This window comes from Deinococcus aestuarii (genome assembly GCF_018863415.1).
Taxonomy (GTDB): domain Bacteria; phylum Deinococcota; class Deinococci; order Deinococcales; family Deinococcaceae; genus Deinococcus; species Deinococcus aestuarii.
The window spans coordinates 1-17084 of sequence record NZ_JAHKSN010000001.1 but is presented as its reverse complement, the minus strand read 5'-3'; the positions used below and the strand labels follow the sequence as shown (position 1 = coordinate 17084).

Genomic DNA, 17084 nt, shown 5'->3' with positions numbered 1-17084 from the left:
CGAGGAGCCGCATGAATCCCACCGATCCCCCCGCCCCCGACCACTGGCAGGCCGCCCACTACCGCGACCGCCACGCCTTCGTCTTCGAGGCCAGCCGCGACCTCGTGACAGGCTGGCTCGCGCCGCAGCCGGGTGACCATATCCTCGACCTGGGGTGCGGGACGGGGGAACTCACCGCCCAGATCGCCGGGAGCGGCGCAGTCGTGACGGGGGTGGACGCCTCGCCGGACATGATCGCGGGGGCGCGGGAGCGGCACCCCGGCGTGACCTTTGTGGTGGAGGACGCCCACCGCCTCCCCTTCCGCTCCGAGTTCGACGCCGTGTTCAGCAATGCGGCGCTGCACTGGATGGACCCCCTGCCGCCCGTGTTCGCCCACCTGCACGCGGCCCTGCGGCCCGGCGGGCGGCTGGCCCTGGAGATGGGCGGGGCCGGGAACGTCCTGGCCGTGCGGGAGGCCGTCGAGGGAGCGCTGGCCGACCTGGGCCTGCCCGCAATGGAGCCCCCCTGGGTCTTTCCCGGCCCGGCGGAGTTGGCGACCCTGCTCGAAGCGGCGGGATTCCGGGTCGAGCGCCTGCACCGTTTCGACCGACCCTCGGTGCTGAGTGGCGCGGACGGGTTCCGGGCTTGGCTGGAGGGCTTCGCGGGAGGCTGGCTCGCGCCCCTGGGAGACAATGAGCGGCGGGCGGTCCTCACCCGCGCCGAGCAACTCGCCCGGTCCCACCTGTGGAACGGGCAGGACTGGGTGGCCGATTATGTGCGGCTGCGGGCGCTGGCGGTGAAGGGCTGAAGGTTTTCCGGGTACAGCACACCCAGTTCTAGAATCTCGCCCCGCCGGAAGTCCTTGCGGTTAGCGGTGAGGAAGGCGCTCGCTCCAGCTTCTACGGCGCAGGCGAGGTGCAGGGCGTCCGGGGCCCGGAGACGGTAGGCGGCGGCGAGCTGGGTGGCGAGGAGGGCCGTGCTGCGCGTGATGTCGTGCAAACTGAGCGCAGCCAGCAGGCTTCCGAGAAGCTGAAGCTCCGTGGCCCTCCCCTCGCGCAGAGGGTTGGCGAGCACTTCCGTGAGAAGGAGGACGGAACCGACGTGCATCTCCGACTCGGCTTCCTGAGGAAGTCGCCGAACCGGATCGCCGAGCGGCTGGCCCTCACTGGCGGCACAACCAAGAACGTCGCTGTCGAGCGCGTATTTCACTCGCCCGCGACTCTCTGTTGATCAACGTCCTGGATCAGTTCCTCGGCACGTTCAGGGTGGGTGCCCTCACTGCACAACTTCAAACCATCCCGGCGGACCCGGTTTCTCGCCGCTTCCAGTTGTACGGCAAGAGCGTCCGCAGCAGCGATGTTCGGCGTCATCACGCGGGGACGCAGCCGCTCGGGATGGACAAGCGCGGCGACGATCACGCCGTTCTGGACGATCTCGATCTCCTTCCCGGCCTTGACCTGTTCTACCGCTTCGCGCAAATTCTGGCGAAGCTGGCTGATGTTCAGTCGAGGCAGGCCAGAGCGTACAACGGGTGTACGCCGCTCCTCTCAGCCCACGATTTCGCCGAACACCGCCCGGCTGATCACGAGCTGCTGAATCTCGCTGGTGCCCTCGTAGATTTCGGTGACCTTGGCGTCGCGGTAGAGGCGTTCGACGGGATACTCGCGGCTGTAGCCGTTGCCGCCGAAGATCTGAATGGCGTCGCGGGTGGCGTCCACGGCCGTCTCCGAGGCGAGGAGCTTGGCGATGCTGGCCTCCTTGCCGTGGGGCAGGCCCCTTTCTCCCAGCCACGCGGCCTTGAGGGCGACGAGGCGGGCGGCCTCGATGCGGGCGGCCATGCGGGCGATCTTGAAGGAGACGCCCTCGAACTCGCGGAGCCTCTTGCCGAACTGCTCGCGCTCGGCGGCGTAGCGGGTGGCGTGCTCCAGCGCCGCGCGGGCGATCCCGAGGGCCTGCATGGCGATGCCCACCCGCCCCGAGTCGAGGCTGGACAGGGCGATGATCAGGCCCTGCCCCTCCTCGCCGACCATGTTCCCGGCGGGCACGCGCACCCCCTCGAAGGTCACGGTGGTCGTGTGCGCGGCGTGCAGGCCCAGCTTCTCCTCGGGGCGGCCGAAGCTCAGGCCGGGGGTGTCCTTCTCGACGACGAAGCAGCTCACCCCGCGTGCGCCGGGGCCGCCCGTACGCGCCATGACGAGGTAGGTGTCGGCCTGACCCCCCGAGGTGATCCAGGCTTTGGCGCCGTCCAGGACCCAGCCGTCCCCGTCGCGGGTGGCTTTGAGTTGCAGGCTGGCCGCGTCAGAGCCTGCCCCGCTCTCGGTGAGGCAAAACGCGCCGATGCGCTCGCCCATGGCGAGGGGTCGCAGGTACTTCTCCTTCTGGGCGTCGGTGCCGTAGCGCAGCAGCATCTTTTCCGGCAGGCCGTTTTGCACGGAGACGATCACGGCCACCGAGGCGTCGGCGGCGGCGATCTCCTCCAGGCACAGGGCGTAGGTCACGGCGTCGAGCCCGGCCCCGCCCCACGTCTCGGGCACGGTCGCCCCCAGCAGGCCGAGTTCGGCCAGGCCGCGCAGTTGCGGCCAGGGGTACTCGCCGCTGCGGTCGTACTCGGCACTCAATGGGGCGATCTCGGCGCGGCAGTAGTCGCGGACGTGCCCGACGATCAACCGCTGCTCGTCCGAGAGGGCGAAGCCCAGGCCGGACTCCGGGGGGGTGACGGTGGTGGTCATGCCCCCACGCTACCAAACGGGCGTTAGGTGTCGTGTAGTGCGGCTGACAGCGCCTCCTCGATGCCGCGCCCGCGCCAGCCCGGGTCCACGCCCAGGGCCTCGCCGCCCTCCCACCTCAGCGCCGCACCGATCACCGCGCCGCCCGCGACGGCGAGGGCCGCGCCCGTCAAGGCCTCCAACGGGGCGTCCGGGCACAGCCGCGCCGCCGCCGCCCTCAGGCCGGGGGCGAGGGGCAGGGGGGGCCGGGTGACGCGGACGCGGGCGGGCAGGGGCGGGGCGCTCACGGGGCGGAGTCTACCGCCGGGGGGCGGGTGTCCTTTTCAGGCGGCGGCTCTACAATGCCCGGCGATGACGGCGACCATCCGGGCGGCGGGGCAGGAGCGAGGGTGCGGGCTCTGAGGTGGGTTCTCGTCGTGGCGCTGGCGCTGGCGGTGCTCGCTCTGGCCGCGCTGACGCTGGGGGTCTTCGCCACGCTCAACCCGAACGCGCCGCTGTGGCTGCGCTCGCTGGGGAGCGTGGAGGGCGTGCTGAGTGCCCGGGTGGGACTGGAGGGGGTCGCCAGTTACAGCCGCGCCGTGGGCCTGACGCTGCTGACGAGCCTGCTCGCGGGGCTGGCGGCTTACCTGAAACCGAGGGGCTGAGGGCGCAGACACGGCTCCGGAGCCCATTCATGCCCCGTGCTACGATTGGGGCGTTTTGAGCGGAGGCATGGCGTGAGGTTTTCTGAAGACATCGGCATCGATCTGGGCACCGCGACCTTCCTGATCTACACCAAGAGCCGGGGCCTGGTCCTCCAGGAACCCAGCGTGATCGCCATGACCCGCGACAGCAAGCAGGTCAAGGCCGTCGGCGAGGAGGCCTACCGCATGATCGGGCGCACGCCCGGCGGGATCGTCGCCGTGCGGCCGATCAAGGACGGCGTGATCGCCGACGAACTCCTCACCGAGCGGATGATCACCATGTTCCTGCAAAAGGTGCAGGGCGGGGCGGGGCGCATGTTCGGCCTCAAGCCGCAGCTCATGGTGGGCATCCCCAGCAACGTGAGCGACGTCGAAAGGCGGGCAGTGCTGCGCGCGGCGCTCAACGCCAACGCCCGCCGGGCCTTCCTGATCGAGGAACCGCTCGCGGCGGCCATCGGGGCGGGGCTCAAGATCGCCGAGCCGGTGGGCAGCATGATCGTGGACATCGGCGGGGGCAGCAGCGACATCGCGGTGATCTCGCTGGGCGGCATCGTCGTCAGCGAGTCGATGCGGGTGGCCGGGGACGAGTTCGACGAGAGCATCATCCGGTATGTGCGGCGCAAGCACAACGTCTTGGTGGGCGAGCGCACCGCCGAGGAGATCAAGGTCAAGGTGGGGGCCGCCACCCTCCTCGACGAGGGCGAGAACCTCACCGCCGAGGTGCGGGGCCGCGACCTCGTGAACGGCCTGCCGAAGACGATCACGCTCGACACCCGCGAGGTGGTGGAGGCGCTGAGCGAGCCCGTCAGCCAGATCGTCGAGGGCGTCAAGCGCGTGCTGGAGATCACCCCGCCCGAACTCGTGAGCGACATCCTCGACCACGGGATCGTGATGACGGGCGGGGGCTCGCTGCTGCGGAACTTCGATGGGCTCATCCAGCAGGCGACGAAGATCCCCGTCCGGGTGGCGGAGAACGCCGTCGAGGCCGTCGCCATCGGCACAGGCATGGCGCTGGAGATGATCCCGGTGCTCGGCGACAGCCTGGTGTCGAGCGACCACTACCTGCGCCGCTGAGCCCCCCGCCCGACCCACCGGGGGCTGAGCGCGGCTCCCGCCCCTTCTCACGCCCCACCGGAGACCCACCTATGAAACCCCTGCTCATCCAAGACGTGCTGCGCACCCTGCCCCACCGTTTCCCCTTCGTGCTCGTGGACCGGGTGCTGGGCGCCGGGAACGGCGAGGTCCACGCCCTCAAGAACGTGACCGTGAACGAGCCCTTCTTCCCGGGGCACTTTCCGCAAGAACCCGTGATGCCGGGCGTCCTGATCGTGGAGGCGCTGGCCCAGGCGAGCATGTTCTGCCTGCACGGCGAGCTGGAGCCGGGCACGGTCGGCTACCTCGCCGGGGTGGAGGGGGCGCGGTTCAGGCGCAAGGTGATTCCGGGCGACCAGCTCCACCTCCACGCCAAACTCGACTTCCTGCGCCGGGGCCTGGGCAAGACGACCTGCCGGGCCGAGGTGGACGGGCAGGTGGCGGCGGAGGCGACGATCCTGTTCGCGGTGGCGAAGGGGTGAGGGGGCCTGTGGCCTGTGGCCTGTGGCGTGTGGAGAAAGGCCCACCCTCCTCCACAAACCACGCGCCACACGCGACAAGCCGCGCCGGGATCGCGCGGTGACCCGCCTCACCCGCTACGTCACCCGCGAGCTGTTGCCGCCGCTGCTGGCGGGCACGCTCCTCTTCACCGCGATCCTGAGCTTCGGGTACTTCTTCATCAGCAGCCAGTGGCTGCGCGGGGTGCCCGTGGTGCGGATCGGGCAGTGGATCGGGTATCAGGTGCCGGACACGCTCGTCAAGATTTTCCCGATGGCGGTCGTGCTCATGACCGTGGTGGCCTTCGGGCGCCTTGCCACCGAGCGCGAACTCGTGGCGGTGCAGTCGGGCGGGATCGGGCTGGGGAGGGTCGCGCGGCCCGTGGCAGTCGTCGCGGGGATCGTGACGTTGATTGCCGTGTGGCTGAGCCTGTGGATTGCCCCCCGCGCGAACGTGGAGACGCGTGGCCTGTACTGGGACGTGCTGACGGGCGCGGGGCTGGGGCGGCTCGCCGGGCAGACGCTCGACCTGCGGGGCGGGCTCACCCTCTCGCTCCAAGGGTACGACCGCGCCACCCGCCAGATGAGCGGCGTGCGGGTCGAGCGCTGGCAGCCGGGCGACCTCCGGCGCGGCACGGTGATCTTCGCGGACGCGGGCATCTTCGAGGGCAACGTCCTGAGCCTGACGGGGTATCAGGTCTTCAGTGTGAACTACGGGGCGGTGGCGGACCTCGCGCGGGTGCCCGAAGACGACCCGGCAGCCTTCCGCACGGCGGTGCAGGAGGTCTTCCCGAACGTGATCCTGCCCGAACGAGCGACGGATACCCTGACGCTCGACACCGGGCTCTCGCGGCAGGAGACCTTCGCCCAGTACGCGGACGCCATCGGGGCGGACTCGCAGGGGTGGCCGGAACTGGTCACGGCCCTCACCGCGCCCGGCGTGCCCGAGGGCGAGCGGCAGGACGCGAGGCTGGGCCTCAACCGCAAGCTGGCGCTCCCTTTCGGGAATCTCGTGCTGGCCCTCGCCGCCCTGCCCTTCGCGCTGCGCTATGGGCGAACGCTGGGAGTCAGCCTGGGCATCGCCCTGATGATCGCGGTCGCGTACTACCTGCTGTTCTTCGTGGGGCTGACGGTGGCGGGAAACCTGCCGGGCCTGCCGGAAGTCGGGGTGTGGCTGGCGAACGTGGTCTTCGCGGGGACGGGGCTATGGCTGCTGAGGCGCGCGTGAAGGAGGGTGCGCGGGAGGCGGGGCGCGGGACGCAGGAACAGCCGCCGCGCTCCGCGCCCCGCCTCCTGCCCTCCCCCGCCGGGCTGCGCGCCCTGATCCTCTCGGCCTCGTTCGGGAGCGGGCACCACCAGGCGAACGACGCGCTCGACCGGGCGCTGCGGGGGGCGGGGGTTGACCTGGAGGCGCGGCACGCGGATTTCATCGCGTACCTCACGCCCTTCGAGCGGGCGGTCACGGCGGGCACCTACGCGGCGTGGCTGCGCTACGCGCCGGGGATGTACCGGGCCTTTTACGAGTGGACCGACCGCGAGACCGAGCCCCGGGCGCTGACGGGCACCTTCGGCTGGCTGGGCCTGCGCGGGATGCTGCGCGACGTGCGCGAGGTGCGCCCCGAGGTGGTCGTGAGCAGCTACCCCACGCCCGTGGCGCTCGCCCACACCGCCCGCACGCGGCTGGGCACGGACTTCCTGAACGCCCTCGTCGTCACCGACTACCGCATCCACCATCACTGGGCGCGGCCCGAGGCCGAACTCCTGATGGTGCCCACCGAGGAGGCCCGCGAGCAGATGGGCCGCTGGCGGATTCGCGGGGACGACGTGACCGTCACCGGCATCCCCATCTCACCGAGATTCCGCGAGCTGATCGGGGCGGACCGGGCGGCCCTGCGGGAGCGGCACGGGCTCCGGGCGGACGAACCCCTGATCCTGGTGTCGGGGGGCGGCACGGGGACGTACCGGGCGCTCGGGCGGGTGCTGGCCGAGGTGGCGAACCTGGGGCGGCGGGTGCAGGTCCTGGTGCTCGCGGGGGCGCGGGGGCGGGGGGTCACGCGGATCGGCGGGGCAACCGTCCACGCGCTGGGCTTCACGCACGACTTCCCCGACCTCCTCGCCGCGTCCGACCTCGTGGTGGGCAAGGCGGGGGGGCTCACGGTCGCGGAGGCCACGACACTCGGGGTGCCGCTCGTCATCCACGACCCGATTCCCGGACAGGAGGAGCACAATGCCAGCTACCTCGTCCGGCACGGGGCGGCGCTGTGGGCGAGAGGTGTGGCGGAGGTCCGCCCGGCCATTCTGCGCGCGCTCGACCCGGACGAACACGCCCGCCTGAGCGGGGGCGCGACCGCCGTCAGCGTGCCCGACGCCGCCGACCGGGTGGCCCGCGCCCTGCTGCGCAAACTGGGGCGGACATGAGGCGCCGGGGCTGGCTGGGCCTGGGCGCCCTCGCCCTGGTGGGGTACGTGGGGCTCCCCTCCCTCCTCGTGCAGCGGCTGAACCTGGGCCTGATCCGCGAGGGACGGCAGGAGCAGCGGGCGCTCGCCCTCACCTTCGACGACGGGCCGGACCCCGCCACGACGCCCGCCGTGCTCGACGCGCTGCGGGAGGCGGGTGCGCGGGCGACCTTCTTCGTGATCGCTCCCCGCGCGGAAGCCTACCCGGAGCTGATCGCCCGGACCCTCGCCGAGGGGCACGAGGTCGAACCCCACGCGGCGCGGCACGTCCACGCCTGGGTGCGGACACCGTGGGGGGCCTTCCTCGAACCCGGGCGGGCGGCGCGGCGCGTGTCCGCCGTGACCGGGCGATCCGCACGGCTGCACCGCCCACCCCACGGCGCGTACACCCTCGCCACCATTTTCGGGCAGCGCGCGGCGGGAGTGACGGGCGCCCACTGGACCGTCGAAGGCCGCGACTGGCACCCCGAGTCCACCCCGGAGAGCGTGCGGAGTCGGGTAGGAGCCCTGGCCCACCCCGGCGCGGTCGTCGTCCTGCACGACGCGGGGCCGGGGGCGCCCAACACGGTGCCTGCCCTGCCCGGCCTCCTCGCCGACCTGCGGGGGCGGGGGTACGCCCTGGTGCCGCTCGGCGGGTTGGACGGGGCCGCGCCGCTGGGCCTCCGGGGCCTGCCCCGCCGTCTGCTGGGGGGCCTCGACCGGCGGGTGGACCGCATGGGGGGGATCCGGCACGCCGGGGGGCGGGCGGACAACCTCTTCCGGCTGGGAAGCGTGCGGTTCGCGCTGGAGGGCGTCACGCTGGCGGATGGCACCCCCGTGCCCCGTGGGACCCCCGCCGCCGAACTCCACCTCAACAGCCCGCTTCTGGTGGATATCGGTCTGCGCCGGGGCCTGCGCCTCGCCCCCGGGGACTTCCGGGACCTCGCCCGCGACCTCCAGACGAGGCCGGAACTCCGGGGCGCGCGGGTGATCTTCGGCCTCAGCACCTTCGCGCCGCTGCTCGCCCTCCTGGGCTTCGAGAGCCAGCCCCTCCCCTCCGCCGTCCTGCGCCGGTTGCGCCCCTGGTCGGCCCTGGTGCGCCGCGCCTACGGGACGGGGGGCCCCATGCCCGAAGTCAGGCTGAGCGTGGTGAGTCGGGAGGCGTTTCTGGAGCGGTACGGGGAAGGGTCGTAGGTCGTGGGAAGTGCCCCACAACCTCCCGCCCGCAACCCACTACCCTCTCTCCCGTGAACTACGACGACTTCGCCGACCTCTACGACCACCAGTACGACCTCTACCGCGACGACCTGCACTTCTACGCGGGGGTCGCCGAGCGCGTCGGCGGGCCGGTGCTGGAGGTGGGGGCCGGGACGGGGCGGGTGACGGCCTTCCTCGCGCGGCGCGGCGTGCGGGTGGTGGGCCTGGAGCCGAGCGCGCGGATGATCGAGCGCGGAAGGGCGCGGGCGGCGGAGGGCGGGCTGAGTCTGGACTTCGTGCAGGGAGACGCGGGCAGCTTCAGGCTGGAGGAACGCTTCCCCCTCGTCATCGCCCCCTTCAATTCGCTGATGCACCTGTACACGCCGAACGACCAGCTCGCGGCGCTGGAGAACCTGCGGGCGCATCTCCTCCCCGGCGGCGCCTTCGTCTTCGACCTGTACGTGCCCCGCTTCGGCGAGATGAACACCGTCCGGCACGAGGGCGAGACCTTCCACGCCCCGGACGGCTCGCGCACCGACGTCTTTCTGGTGCAGCGCCACGACCGGCCCCATCAGCACATCACGACCGAATATTTCGCGGACAGGGCGGCCCCGGGCGGCGGGCTCACACGGCGGCACTACACCCTCACCCAGCGGTACTACACCCGCTACGAGGTCGAGTGGCTGCTCCGACACGCAGGCTTCGAGCCGCCGCGCGTGTCGGGGAGCTTCCAGGGCGGGCCGCTGGAGGAGGGAAGCGACGTGATGGTGTTCCAGACGCGGCGGGAGGGTTAGGCAGGTCCGCTCCCCCCATGCCGCCCACGGTATGCTCAACCATGCTCGACGCCCACCAGTACGGCGCTTTCCTCCTCGCGGCCCTGGTTCTCGCGGTGCTTCCGGGGCCCGGCCTGCTCTACGTCCTGGCGCGCAGCCTGGGAGGAGGGCGGCGCGACGGGGTGCAGAGTTCGTTCGGCACGCTGGTGGGGGGAATGTTTCACGTGTTCGCCTCCGCCGCCGGACTCTCCACCCTGATCCTCGCCTCGTCGCTCGCCTTCAGCCTCGTGAAGTACGCGGGGGCGGCCTACCTGATCTACCTGGGCGTGCGGACGCTGTTGTCGAAGGAACGGCTCTCCCTCGACGTGAACGGCGGTCCCCGTCCGAACCACGCCTTCAGGCAGGGCGTCATAACCGAACTGCTCAACCCGAAGACCGCGCTCTTCTTCCTGGCCTTCGTCCCGCAGTTCGTGAACCCGGAGGCGGGCGGCGTGTTCTGGCAGTTCGTGCTCCTCGGGACGACCTCGGTCGTGCTCAACACGCTCGCTGACCTGCTCGTCGCCGCGTTCGCCGGGCCGCTGGGGTCACGCCTGCGGCTGAACGCCCGTTTTCAACGCGGGCAGAGGGTGGCCTCGGGTGGCGCGATGATCGCCCTGGGCACCTACGCGGCGGTCGACCGCTGAGGAGCCCACCCCCGTCCCCTCACCTCCCCAGCTTCCGCATCCCCCGCCGCATCCCGTGGTCGGGCCTTACCCCGTCGGCGATGAGGTGGAGCCACTGGCTGAGGTAGTAGCCCAGCAGGATGGGGACGAGGAACTTGAGGCTGATCGGCTCGGGAATGCCCGGCAGAGGCACCCCCGGCACGAAGGTGCGCAGCAACCCGACGACGAGGGCGACGACCACGGCGACGTACGCGAGGCGGGTGAGCGGGCCGACGACCCAGGTGTGGGATAAGCCCCGGTGGCTGAAGATCATGCCGTAGGGCACCCACAGGATGCCGAGCAGGCCCCAGTGGCGCTTGCTGTCCACCCGCCCCTCCGCGAGGTCGAGGTCGGGCGAGAGGAGGAAGGTGCCCGCCGCGAAGCCGAGGGTGAAGTTCAGCGCCTGCACGGGCGTCACGGTAACGAGCCCCGCCCGGGAAGCGAGCAGGACCCCCGCGGCAAGAACGCTGTAGGCGGCGATGTTGATGAGGTTGTGGACGCGTCCGCTGGGCACGCCCCCATTGTGGGGGCCCCGGCGCATCTTCACACACCGCCCGCCCCGCTGCGGCATCCTGGGAACGCATGAACCGTCTCCCCGTCCTGCTCACCGCCGCCCTCCTGCTCTGCGCCTGTACCCAGGCGCCCTCCAGCATTCCCCCGCGAACGGTCGACCTCGGCACGCGGCTGAGTCTCCCGACGGTCCAGGCCTTCGCGGGGAGTTGGACCGTGGAGGGGGTGCCCTCCTGGCTCACCGTCTCGCCCCCGAAGGGGACGGGCGACGTGCGGCTGACCGTGACGGCGGACCGGGGGCAGGCGACCCGGACGGCGGCGGACCAGGCGAGGCTGAGCGGCCAGATCACCGTCGCGTGGCAGCGCGGGCAGGAGAGCGGACGCGCGACGTGGACGGTCACCGCCGACCAGTACACCCTGACCGGGCGGGTGGTGGACGCGGCGCAGGCCCAGGGAGCGGACGTGGGCCTGCGGGCGGAGGCGACCCCGGCCCCGACCCCGCAGGCGCGCGGCGTCATCGTGAAGTACCGCTCGGCGGCGGCGCAGTCGGTCGCGCTCGGGCGGGGCGGGGCCGCGCGGGAGCTCACGCGGGACACCCTGGCGCGGCTGAACGTGCCGCCCTCCTCCCGGCGTGACCTCGGCGGGCGGGCCGTGCGGCTGGAGACGCGGGACGTGGAGGGGGCCCTGCGGGCGCTGCGGGCCGACCCCGACGTCGAATACGCCGTGCCCAACGCCGTCCTGCGGGCCCAGGCCGCCCCGGTCGTGCCGACGGACCAGTACGCGGGGCTGCAATGGAGTTCCCGCCTGCTCGGGTACGGGAGCGTGTGGCGCGACATGGAGGGGGGCGCGTACACCCGGCCCGTCACGGTGGCCGTGGTGGACTCCGGCGTGCGCTACGACCACCCCGACCTGGAGGGGCAACTGTACGGGCCGGGGGACGGGGCGCTCGACGTGCTGGGCTTCCAGGCGGCGGCCCCCGACGCGGCAGGCTACGACAACGGCGACGGGGACGGCCCGGACCTCGACCCCACCGACCCCGACACGCCCGGCCGTACCCAGGGCAGCCACGGCACCCACGTCAGCGGCATCATCGCGGCCCGCTGGGGCGAGAACCGGCAGGCCTGCCCGGAGTGCAGCACGAGCGGGGTGGTGGGGGCGGTCTACCGCGCGCCCGTCAAGGTGCTCCCGGTGCGCGCCATCGACGCCTCGGGGGGCGCCGAGATCGCGGACGTGGCCCTCGCCGTGCGCTACGCGGCGGGCCTGGCGGTGACCCTGGACGGCCAGACGCACACCAACCCCCACCCGGCGCAGGTCGTCAACCTCAGCCTGGGCGGGGACGTGGACGCGGCGACGGCCCGGCCCCTGTGCGACGCCGTGGCCGACGCGGCGAGGGCGGGCGCACTCGTGGTCGCGGCGGCGGGGAACGGATACGGGACGACGCCCTATTACCCCGCCGCCTGCGAGGGGGCGGTGGCGGTCGCCAGCGTGACCCTCTCGGGGGCGAGCGCCCCGGAGCGGGCCGCCTACAGCAACAGCTACCCGCAGGTCGCCCTCGCGGCACCGGGCGGGGTGGACCCGCAGGGCGCGACCTTTTTCGGGGGCGGGACCCTGAACGGCCAGCCCTTCCCGGACCTGATCCTCTCGACCGAGTGGGACTACGCGGGGGACGCGCCCGTCTACCTCGCCGAGTCGGGCACGAGTCAGGCCGCCCCGCAGGTGAGCGCCCTCGCCGCGCTGCTGCTGAGCAAGGGGGTCACGGCGGGCCGCGAGGACACGCTCGCCCGGCTGGTGGCGACGGCCACCGACCTCGGCCCGGTGGGGCGCGATGAGCAGTTCGGCTTCGGGATGGTCAACGCGGCGGCGGCCCTCGGCGCCCCGGCGGTGAGCGACACCCTCGGCGTGCGGATGCAGGACGCGCGCGGGAACGCCTTCCAGCCCGCGCTCGACCCCCTGGGCCGCTTCAGCGCGTTCCTGCCGGACGGCACCTTCCGGGTGGTCGGCGGGCGCGACCGGGACGGCAACGGCGTGTACGGGGAGCCGCACGAGCCGCGCGCCGAGGGGTCGGCCACCCTGGGCCCGGCGCGGACGAGCGCGGCGCTGGGCGACCTGACCCCGCAGCCCTGAGGGGCCGGGAGGCGTTCGCCTTGACACCACCCGGGGGGGCCCCTACCCTGAATCCACGCTGGCCCTTTACCCACCCCTCACGTCCGAGCGTCACCCACCCCCGGTGGTCCGGCGCGGACGTGGGGCGGCCCCTGGAGGCTTCATGAAGAAAGTGCTTCTGACCGCCCTGCTCGCCGCCCTGCCCTCTGCGGGCGCGGCGACCCTCGTCTTCGGCGCGAACGGTGATCCCGTCAGCCTGGAGCCGGGGAACATCACCGACGGCATCTCGATCCTGGTGCAGCGCCAGATCTACGACACCCTGGTGGACTTCAAGGAGGGCACGACCGACCTCACCCCCGGGCTGGCGACGAGCTGGAAGAGCAACGCGAACGCGACGCAGTGGACCTTCACCCTGCGTCCGGGCGTGCGCTTCCACGACGGCACGCCGATGAACGCGGACGCGGTGGTCTTCAACGTGAGCCGCTGGTGGGACCCCAAGCACCCCTACGGCTTCCGCGACCAGGGCCGCACCTTCGAGATCGTGGGCGAGCTGCTCGGCGGGTACAAGGGTGATGCCACCGCCGTCATCAAGAACATCGTGAAGGTGGGCGACACGACGGTGCGCTTCGACCTCAACAAGCCCTCCAGCGTGTTCCCGAACGTGATGGCCGCCGGGTATTTCGGCATCGCCAGCCCCACCGCCATCCGCAAGGACGGCGCGAAATACGGCACGCCCGCGAGTAGGCCCGTCGGCACGGGTCCCTTCATCTTCCAGGCGTGGCGCACGGGTGACCGGGTGACCCTGCTTCCCAACAAGCTGTACTGGGGCGAGAAGGCCAAGGTGGACCAGCTCGTGATCCGGGCGATCAAGGACCCCTCGCAGCGGCTGAACGAGCTCAAGGCTGGGACCATCGACTTTACCAACGACCTGACGCCCGAGGCCCTCAAGAGCGTGCAGGCCGACCGCAACCTCGTGGCGGTGAAGCGGCCCTCCTTCAACGTGGGCTTCGTGAGCCTGAACAACCGCAACCAGTACCTCAAGAACGACAAAGTCCGGCAGGCGATCTCCATGGCGATCAACAAGGACGCCATCGTGGAGGCCTTCTGGCCGGGGCTGGGCATCAGCAACGCCTCATTCGTGCCGCCGGTGCTGGCGTGGGCGAACTCGAAGAACGTGCCCGCCGACTACAAGTTCGACCCCCAGGCCGCCAAGAAGATGCTCGCGGACGCGGGTTACCCGAACGGCCTGTCCATCGACCTGTGGTACATGCCGGTCAGCCGCCCGTACTTCCCGAGCCCCAAGCCCATCGCCGAGGCCATCGCCGCCGACCTCAGCGCCATCGGGATCAAGGTGAACCTCAAGACCGAGGACTGGGCGAAGTACCTCGAAGACCGCAACAAGGAACCCGGCTTCGACATGTACATGATCGGCTGGACCGGGGACTACGGCGATCCCGACAACTTCTACAGCGCGTACTACGGGGCGACCGCCTCGGACGACATCAACTGGAACCCGCCGCAGCTCCAGCGCCTGCTCGAGCAGGGCCGCGCCGCCGTGTCGCAGGCCGACAAGGCCAAGGTCTACGCGCAGATTCACGAGATCACGTACGGCGCGAACTACCGCATCCCGGTCGTTCACAGCCAGCCGCTCGCCGCCGCGCGCACCTACGTCAAGGGGTGGGTGCCGAGCCCGCTGGGCAGCGAGCCCTTCAACACGATCAGCGTGGTCGGCAAGCGGTAAACGAGGCAAACGTCGGGTGCGGGGCGGGCAGAGCAACGGGCCCGCCCCGCACCCCTTCTCCCAGAAAGGAGGCGTCTTCCCTTTGGGCAGTTACCTGATCCGCCGCGTGCTGCGGACCCTGCTGGTGATCGTCGGGATCAGCGTGGTCGTGTTCGCCTTCGTGCGCTCGATTCCCGGCGACCCCGCCACCGCCCTGCTCGGCGAGCGCGCCACCCCCCAGGCCAGCGCCGCCCTGCGCGAGCAGCTCGGGCTCAACAAGCCGTGGTTCATCAACTACAAAGACCCCGCCAGATTGCTCGACGCCCAGTTCCCCAAGTACGTGGGGCAACTCGTGCAGGGCGACCTCGGCAGCGGCATCAAGAGCAACATCCCGGTGCGCGACGAACTCGCCGCCCGCTTTCCCGCCACCGCCGAACTCGCCGTCTCCGCGCTGCTCTTCGCCCTGATCATCGGCCTGCCCGCCGGGATCGTCGCGGCGCTGCGGCGCAACAGCGTGTGGGACAACCTCGCCACCACGATCAGCCTCGTGGGGGTGAGTATGCCGATCTTCTGGCTGGGCCTGCTCCTCGCGTACTTCTTCGGGGTGCGGCTGGGGTGGCTGCCCCCCAGCGCCCGGCTGGGCAACGACACGGTGCTGGAGCCCCTCACCGGCTTCTACGTCCTCGACGCGATCTTGCGGGGCCAGCCCGCCGCCGCGTGGGACGCCGTCCGCCACCTGATCCTGCCCGCCATCGCGCTGGGCTCGATTCCGCTCGCCATCATCGCGCGGATCACCCGCTCCAGCCTGCTGGAGGTGCTGGGGCAGGATTACGTGCGCACCGCGCGGGCCAAGGGCCTCGCCGGACGCACCGTGACGCTCAAGCACGCGCTGAGAAACGCCCTCCTCCCGGTCGTGACCGTGATCGGTCTTCAGGCGGGGGCGCTGCTCGGCGGGGCGGTGCTCACCGAGACGATCTTCTCGTGGCCGGGGCTGGGCTCGTGGGTGTACGACGCGATCAGCCAGCGCGACTACCCGGTGATCCAGGGCGGGGTGATCTTCGCCGCCCTGGTGGTGAGCGTGGTCAACCTGATCGTGGACCTGAGTTACGCGGCGCTGGACCCCAGGATTCAGTACAGGTGAGGGGTGGGGGAGGGAGGCGCAAGCTCCCGTGCCCTGCGTCTTTTCTAACCCCTCATCCCCAACTCCTTCCCCGAGGTAACCCATGACCACCCTCTCCCCTCCCCGGGCGGCCCGCAAGCGTCAGCCCAGCATCTTCTGGCGGCGCTTCCGCAGATCGACGCCCGGCAAGGTCGGCGCGGTGATCGTCGCCGTGTTCGCGCTGCTGGCCCTGCTCGCGCCGATTATCGACCCCTACGACCCCACCACCGACCGCAACTACCGCCTCAACCTCAAACCGCCCTCGGTGGCCGCGCTGTGGAACCCCGAGGTGGCCGAGGAGTACCGCGACCCGGCCACGGGCAGCGTGAACGCCTGGGCCGCCCCCTTCGGCACCGACAACCTGGGGCGCAGCGTCGCCACGCGGGTGCTGCACGGGGCGCAACTGAGCCTCAAGGTCGGCGTGGTGAGCACGGTGCTCGCCCTGATCGCGGGGACGCTGCTCGGCGTCTTGGCCGGGTACTTCGGCGGCTGGTTCGACTCGCTGGTGGGCTACCTGTCGGACGTGATGCTGGCCTTCCCGAGCATCCTGCTCGCCATCGGGTTCGCCTCGATCTTCTCCAGCGACAACCCGCCGCTCCTGATCGGGGCGCTCGACCGCCTCTTCGCGCTGAACAGCCCGCAGCTCGTGACCGCCATGCTCGCGGTGTCGCTCGTGCAGGTGCCCGTGTATATCCGGCTGGCGCGCGCGGTCGTGCTCAGCGTGCGCGAGCGCGAGTTCGTGCAGGCGGCGGGGGCGCTGGGGGCCACCCAGGGGCGGATGATCTTCCGGCACGTGCTGCCCAACAGCCTCTCGCCCCTGATCGTGCAGGGGGCCCTGAGCATCGCCACCGCCACCATCGAGGTCGCGGCGCTGGGCTTCCTGGGGATCGGCGCGCAGCCCCCCCTGCCCGAGTGGGGCACCATGATCAGCGACTCGCGGCAGTACTACGTGGACGCGCCGTGGACGATGGTCTTCCCGGGCCTCGCCATCTTCCTGACCGTGCTGGGCTTCAACCTGCTGGGCGACGGCTTACGGGACGTGCTCGACCCGCGCAGCACCCAGTAGACGGCAGGCCACGGGCGGAGGGCAGGGGGCGTGCGCGCGGCCCTCTGCCCCCCGCCTTCCTAGAGGCTGGGCAAAGCCCTATCCAAAAAATGGCTTGATTTTCGCCAGCATCAGAACGCAAGCGGCAACAAAGTGAAAGCCGATCAGAGTAGAGGACAAGCGTTCTAAATCTCGTCCCAGGCGACGGAAGCGCGACAACCAAGCGAGGGAGCGCTCGACCACCCAGCGTTTGGGGAGCAGGACGAAGCCGCGTGAAGCGTCTTGACGCTTCACGACGATCAGCTCGATATTGCTCTTCCTGGCAGCGTTGAGGGGTGCTGTCCCAGTGTAGCCCTGATCCACAAAAGCCACTTCCAGCATCCCCCCCGTGAGTTCTTGGGCTTCTCGGCACAGCTCTTCGACCTGCGCCCGGTCCTGCTCGTTCGCTGGCGAGGTCATCAGG

At 71.4% G+C, this 17084-nt stretch carries 19 protein-coding genes; 13 read left to right on the top strand and 6 right to left on the bottom strand.

Going from position 1 to position 17084, the window contains the following annotated elements:
- The first annotated feature begins 11 nt into the window (after positions 1-11).
- Positions 12-788: a class I SAM-dependent methyltransferase gene (locus tag IC605_RS00095; protein WP_216317544.1), complete on the top strand. Its 777-nt coding sequence runs from the start codon at positions 12-14 to the stop codon at positions 786-788.
- Here IC605_RS00095 and IC605_RS00090 read toward each other — a convergent pair.
- From IC605_RS00090 to IC605_RS00075, 4 genes are read right to left on the bottom strand one after another with little or no spacing between them, the layout of a single operon-like run.
- Positions 752-1189 (bottom strand): type II toxin-antitoxin system VapC family toxin, encoded by a 438-nt coding sequence (locus tag IC605_RS00090; RefSeq protein ID WP_216317543.1) that lies wholly within the window; start codon positions 1187-1189, stop codon positions 752-754. The genes IC605_RS00095 and IC605_RS00090 overlap by 37 nt on opposite strands.
- Entirely contained in the window at positions 1186-1479 is a 294-nt protein-coding gene (locus IC605_RS00085; RefSeq protein WP_343216485.1) for a type II toxin-antitoxin system prevent-host-death family antitoxin, read from the bottom strand. Before IC605_RS00085 ends, IC605_RS00090 begins: the two co-directional genes overlap by 4 nt.
- Positions 1480-1527: 48 nt before the next feature.
- Entirely contained in the window at positions 1528-2709 is a 1182-nt protein-coding gene (locus IC605_RS00080; RefSeq protein ID WP_281416178.1) for an acyl-CoA dehydrogenase, read from the bottom strand.
- A 23-nt stretch (positions 2710-2732) separates the two neighbouring features.
- Complete coding sequence (locus IC605_RS00075) at positions 2733-2993, bottom strand: hypothetical protein (RefSeq protein WP_216317541.1); 261 nt, start codon at positions 2991-2993, stop codon at positions 2733-2735.
- Between the two features lie 102 nt (positions 2994-3095).
- Here IC605_RS00075 and IC605_RS00070 point away from each other — a divergent pair, with 102 nt between their 5' ends.
- From IC605_RS00070 to IC605_RS00035, 8 genes are all read left to right on the top strand, one after another.
- Entirely contained in the window at positions 3096-3350 is a 255-nt protein-coding gene (locus IC605_RS00070) for a hypothetical protein (protein WP_343216445.1), read from the top strand.
- A gap of 72 nt (positions 3351-3422) precedes the next feature.
- Positions 3423-4463: a rod shape-determining protein gene (gene mreB / locus IC605_RS00065; RefSeq protein WP_343216444.1), complete on the top strand. Its 1041-nt coding sequence runs from the start codon at positions 3423-3425 to the stop codon at positions 4461-4463.
- A gap of 71 nt (positions 4464-4534) precedes the next feature.
- Entirely contained in the window at positions 4535-4963 is a 429-nt protein-coding gene (gene fabZ, locus IC605_RS00060; RefSeq protein WP_216317539.1) for a 3-hydroxyacyl-ACP dehydratase FabZ, read from the top strand.
- Between the two features lie 97 nt (positions 4964-5060).
- Positions 5061-6206, top strand: a complete 1146-nt coding sequence (locus tag IC605_RS00055; RefSeq protein WP_216317538.1) for an LptF/LptG family permease — start codon at positions 5061-5063, stop codon at positions 6204-6206.
- On the top strand, positions 6203-7396 hold the full coding sequence (locus IC605_RS00050) for an MGDG synthase family glycosyltransferase (RefSeq protein WP_484840031.1): 1194 nt from the start codon (positions 6203-6205) through the stop codon (positions 7394-7396). Before IC605_RS00055 ends, IC605_RS00050 begins: the two co-directional genes overlap by 4 nt.
- On the top strand, positions 7393-8607 hold the full coding sequence (locus IC605_RS00045) for a polysaccharide deacetylase family protein (protein ID WP_216317536.1): 1215 nt from the start codon (positions 7393-7395) through the stop codon (positions 8605-8607). The genes IC605_RS00050 and IC605_RS00045 overlap by 4 nt, the downstream gene beginning before the upstream one ends.
- Positions 8608-8660: 53 nt before the next feature.
- Positions 8661-9404, top strand: a complete 744-nt coding sequence (locus IC605_RS00040) for a class I SAM-dependent methyltransferase (protein ID WP_216317535.1) — start codon at positions 8661-8663, stop codon at positions 9402-9404.
- 41 nt (positions 9405-9445) lie between these two features.
- Positions 9446-10066, top strand: coding sequence for a LysE family translocator (locus IC605_RS00035; RefSeq protein WP_246580237.1), 621 nt, complete (start codon positions 9446-9448; stop codon positions 10064-10066).
- Positions 10067-10085: 19 nt separating this feature from the next.
- Here the strand turns inward: IC605_RS00035 and IC605_RS00030 are convergent, their stop codons facing one another.
- Positions 10086-10598: a DUF2227 family putative metal-binding protein gene (locus IC605_RS00030; protein ID WP_216317533.1), complete on the bottom strand. Its 513-nt coding sequence runs from the start codon at positions 10596-10598 to the stop codon at positions 10086-10088.
- Between the two features lie 68 nt (positions 10599-10666).
- Between IC605_RS00030 and IC605_RS00025 the strand changes: the two genes are divergently transcribed.
- The 4 genes from IC605_RS00025 (at position 10667) to IC605_RS00010 (ending at position 16642) form a co-directional block, all read left to right on the top strand.
- Positions 10667-12718: a S8 family serine peptidase gene (locus IC605_RS00025; protein WP_216317532.1), complete on the top strand. Its 2052-nt coding sequence runs from the start codon at positions 10667-10669 to the stop codon at positions 12716-12718.
- 142 nt (positions 12719-12860) lie between these two features.
- The gene (locus IC605_RS00020) at positions 12861-14438 is read left to right on the top strand and encodes an ABC transporter substrate-binding protein (RefSeq protein WP_216317531.1); all 1578 of its coding nucleotides are present in this window, start codon (positions 12861-12863) and stop codon (positions 14436-14438) included.
- An 82-nt stretch (positions 14439-14520) separates the two neighbouring features.
- Positions 14521-15558 carry an ABC transporter permease gene (locus IC605_RS00015; RefSeq protein WP_216317530.1) on the top strand — a complete coding sequence of 346 codons (1038 nt, stop codon included), beginning with the start codon at positions 14521-14523 and terminating at the stop codon, positions 15556-15558.
- 82 nt (positions 15559-15640) lie between these two features.
- Complete coding sequence (locus IC605_RS00010) at positions 15641-16642, top strand: ABC transporter permease (protein WP_216317529.1); 1002 nt, start codon at positions 15641-15643, stop codon at positions 16640-16642.
- Positions 16643-16720: 78 nt separating this feature from the next.
- On the opposite strand, the gene IC605_RS00005 is transcribed toward IC605_RS00010, so the two are convergent.
- Positions 16721-17084 (bottom strand): transposase (locus tag IC605_RS00005; protein WP_216317528.1); only part of this gene is annotated, 364 nt, incomplete at its 5' end.

What these genes read in the sequence shown, in the direction of transcription:
- IC605_RS00025 (WP_216317532.1), top strand. Translation starts at nt 10,667, where the DNA reads ATGAACCGTCTCCCCGTCCTGCTCACCGCCGCCCTCCTGCTCTGCGCC.
- IC605_RS00035 (WP_246580237.1), top strand. Translation starts at nt 9,446, where the DNA reads ATGCTCGACGCCCACCAGTACGGCGCTTTCCTCCTCGCGGCCCTGGTT.
- IC605_RS00095 (WP_216317544.1), top strand. Translation starts at nt 12, where the DNA reads ATGAATCCCACCGATCCCCCCGCCCCCGACCACTGGCAGGCCGCCCAC.
- fabZ (WP_216317539.1), top strand. Translation starts at nt 4,535, where the DNA reads ATGAAACCCCTGCTCATCCAAGACGTGCTGCGCACCCTGCCCCACCGT.
- IC605_RS00020 (WP_216317531.1), top strand. Translation starts at nt 12,861, where the DNA reads ATGAAGAAAGTGCTTCTGACCGCCCTGCTCGCCGCCCTGCCCTCTGCG.
- IC605_RS00045 (WP_216317536.1), top strand. Translation starts at nt 7,393, where the DNA reads ATGAGGCGCCGGGGCTGGCTGGGCCTGGGCGCCCTCGCCCTGGTGGGG.
- IC605_RS00010 (WP_216317529.1), top strand. Translation starts at nt 15,641, where the DNA reads ATGACCACCCTCTCCCCTCCCCGGGCGGCCCGCAAGCGTCAGCCCAGC.
- IC605_RS00080 (WP_281416178.1), bottom strand. Translation starts at nt 2,709, where the DNA reads ATGACCACCACCGTCACCCCCCCGGAGTCCGGCCTGGGCTTCGCCCTC.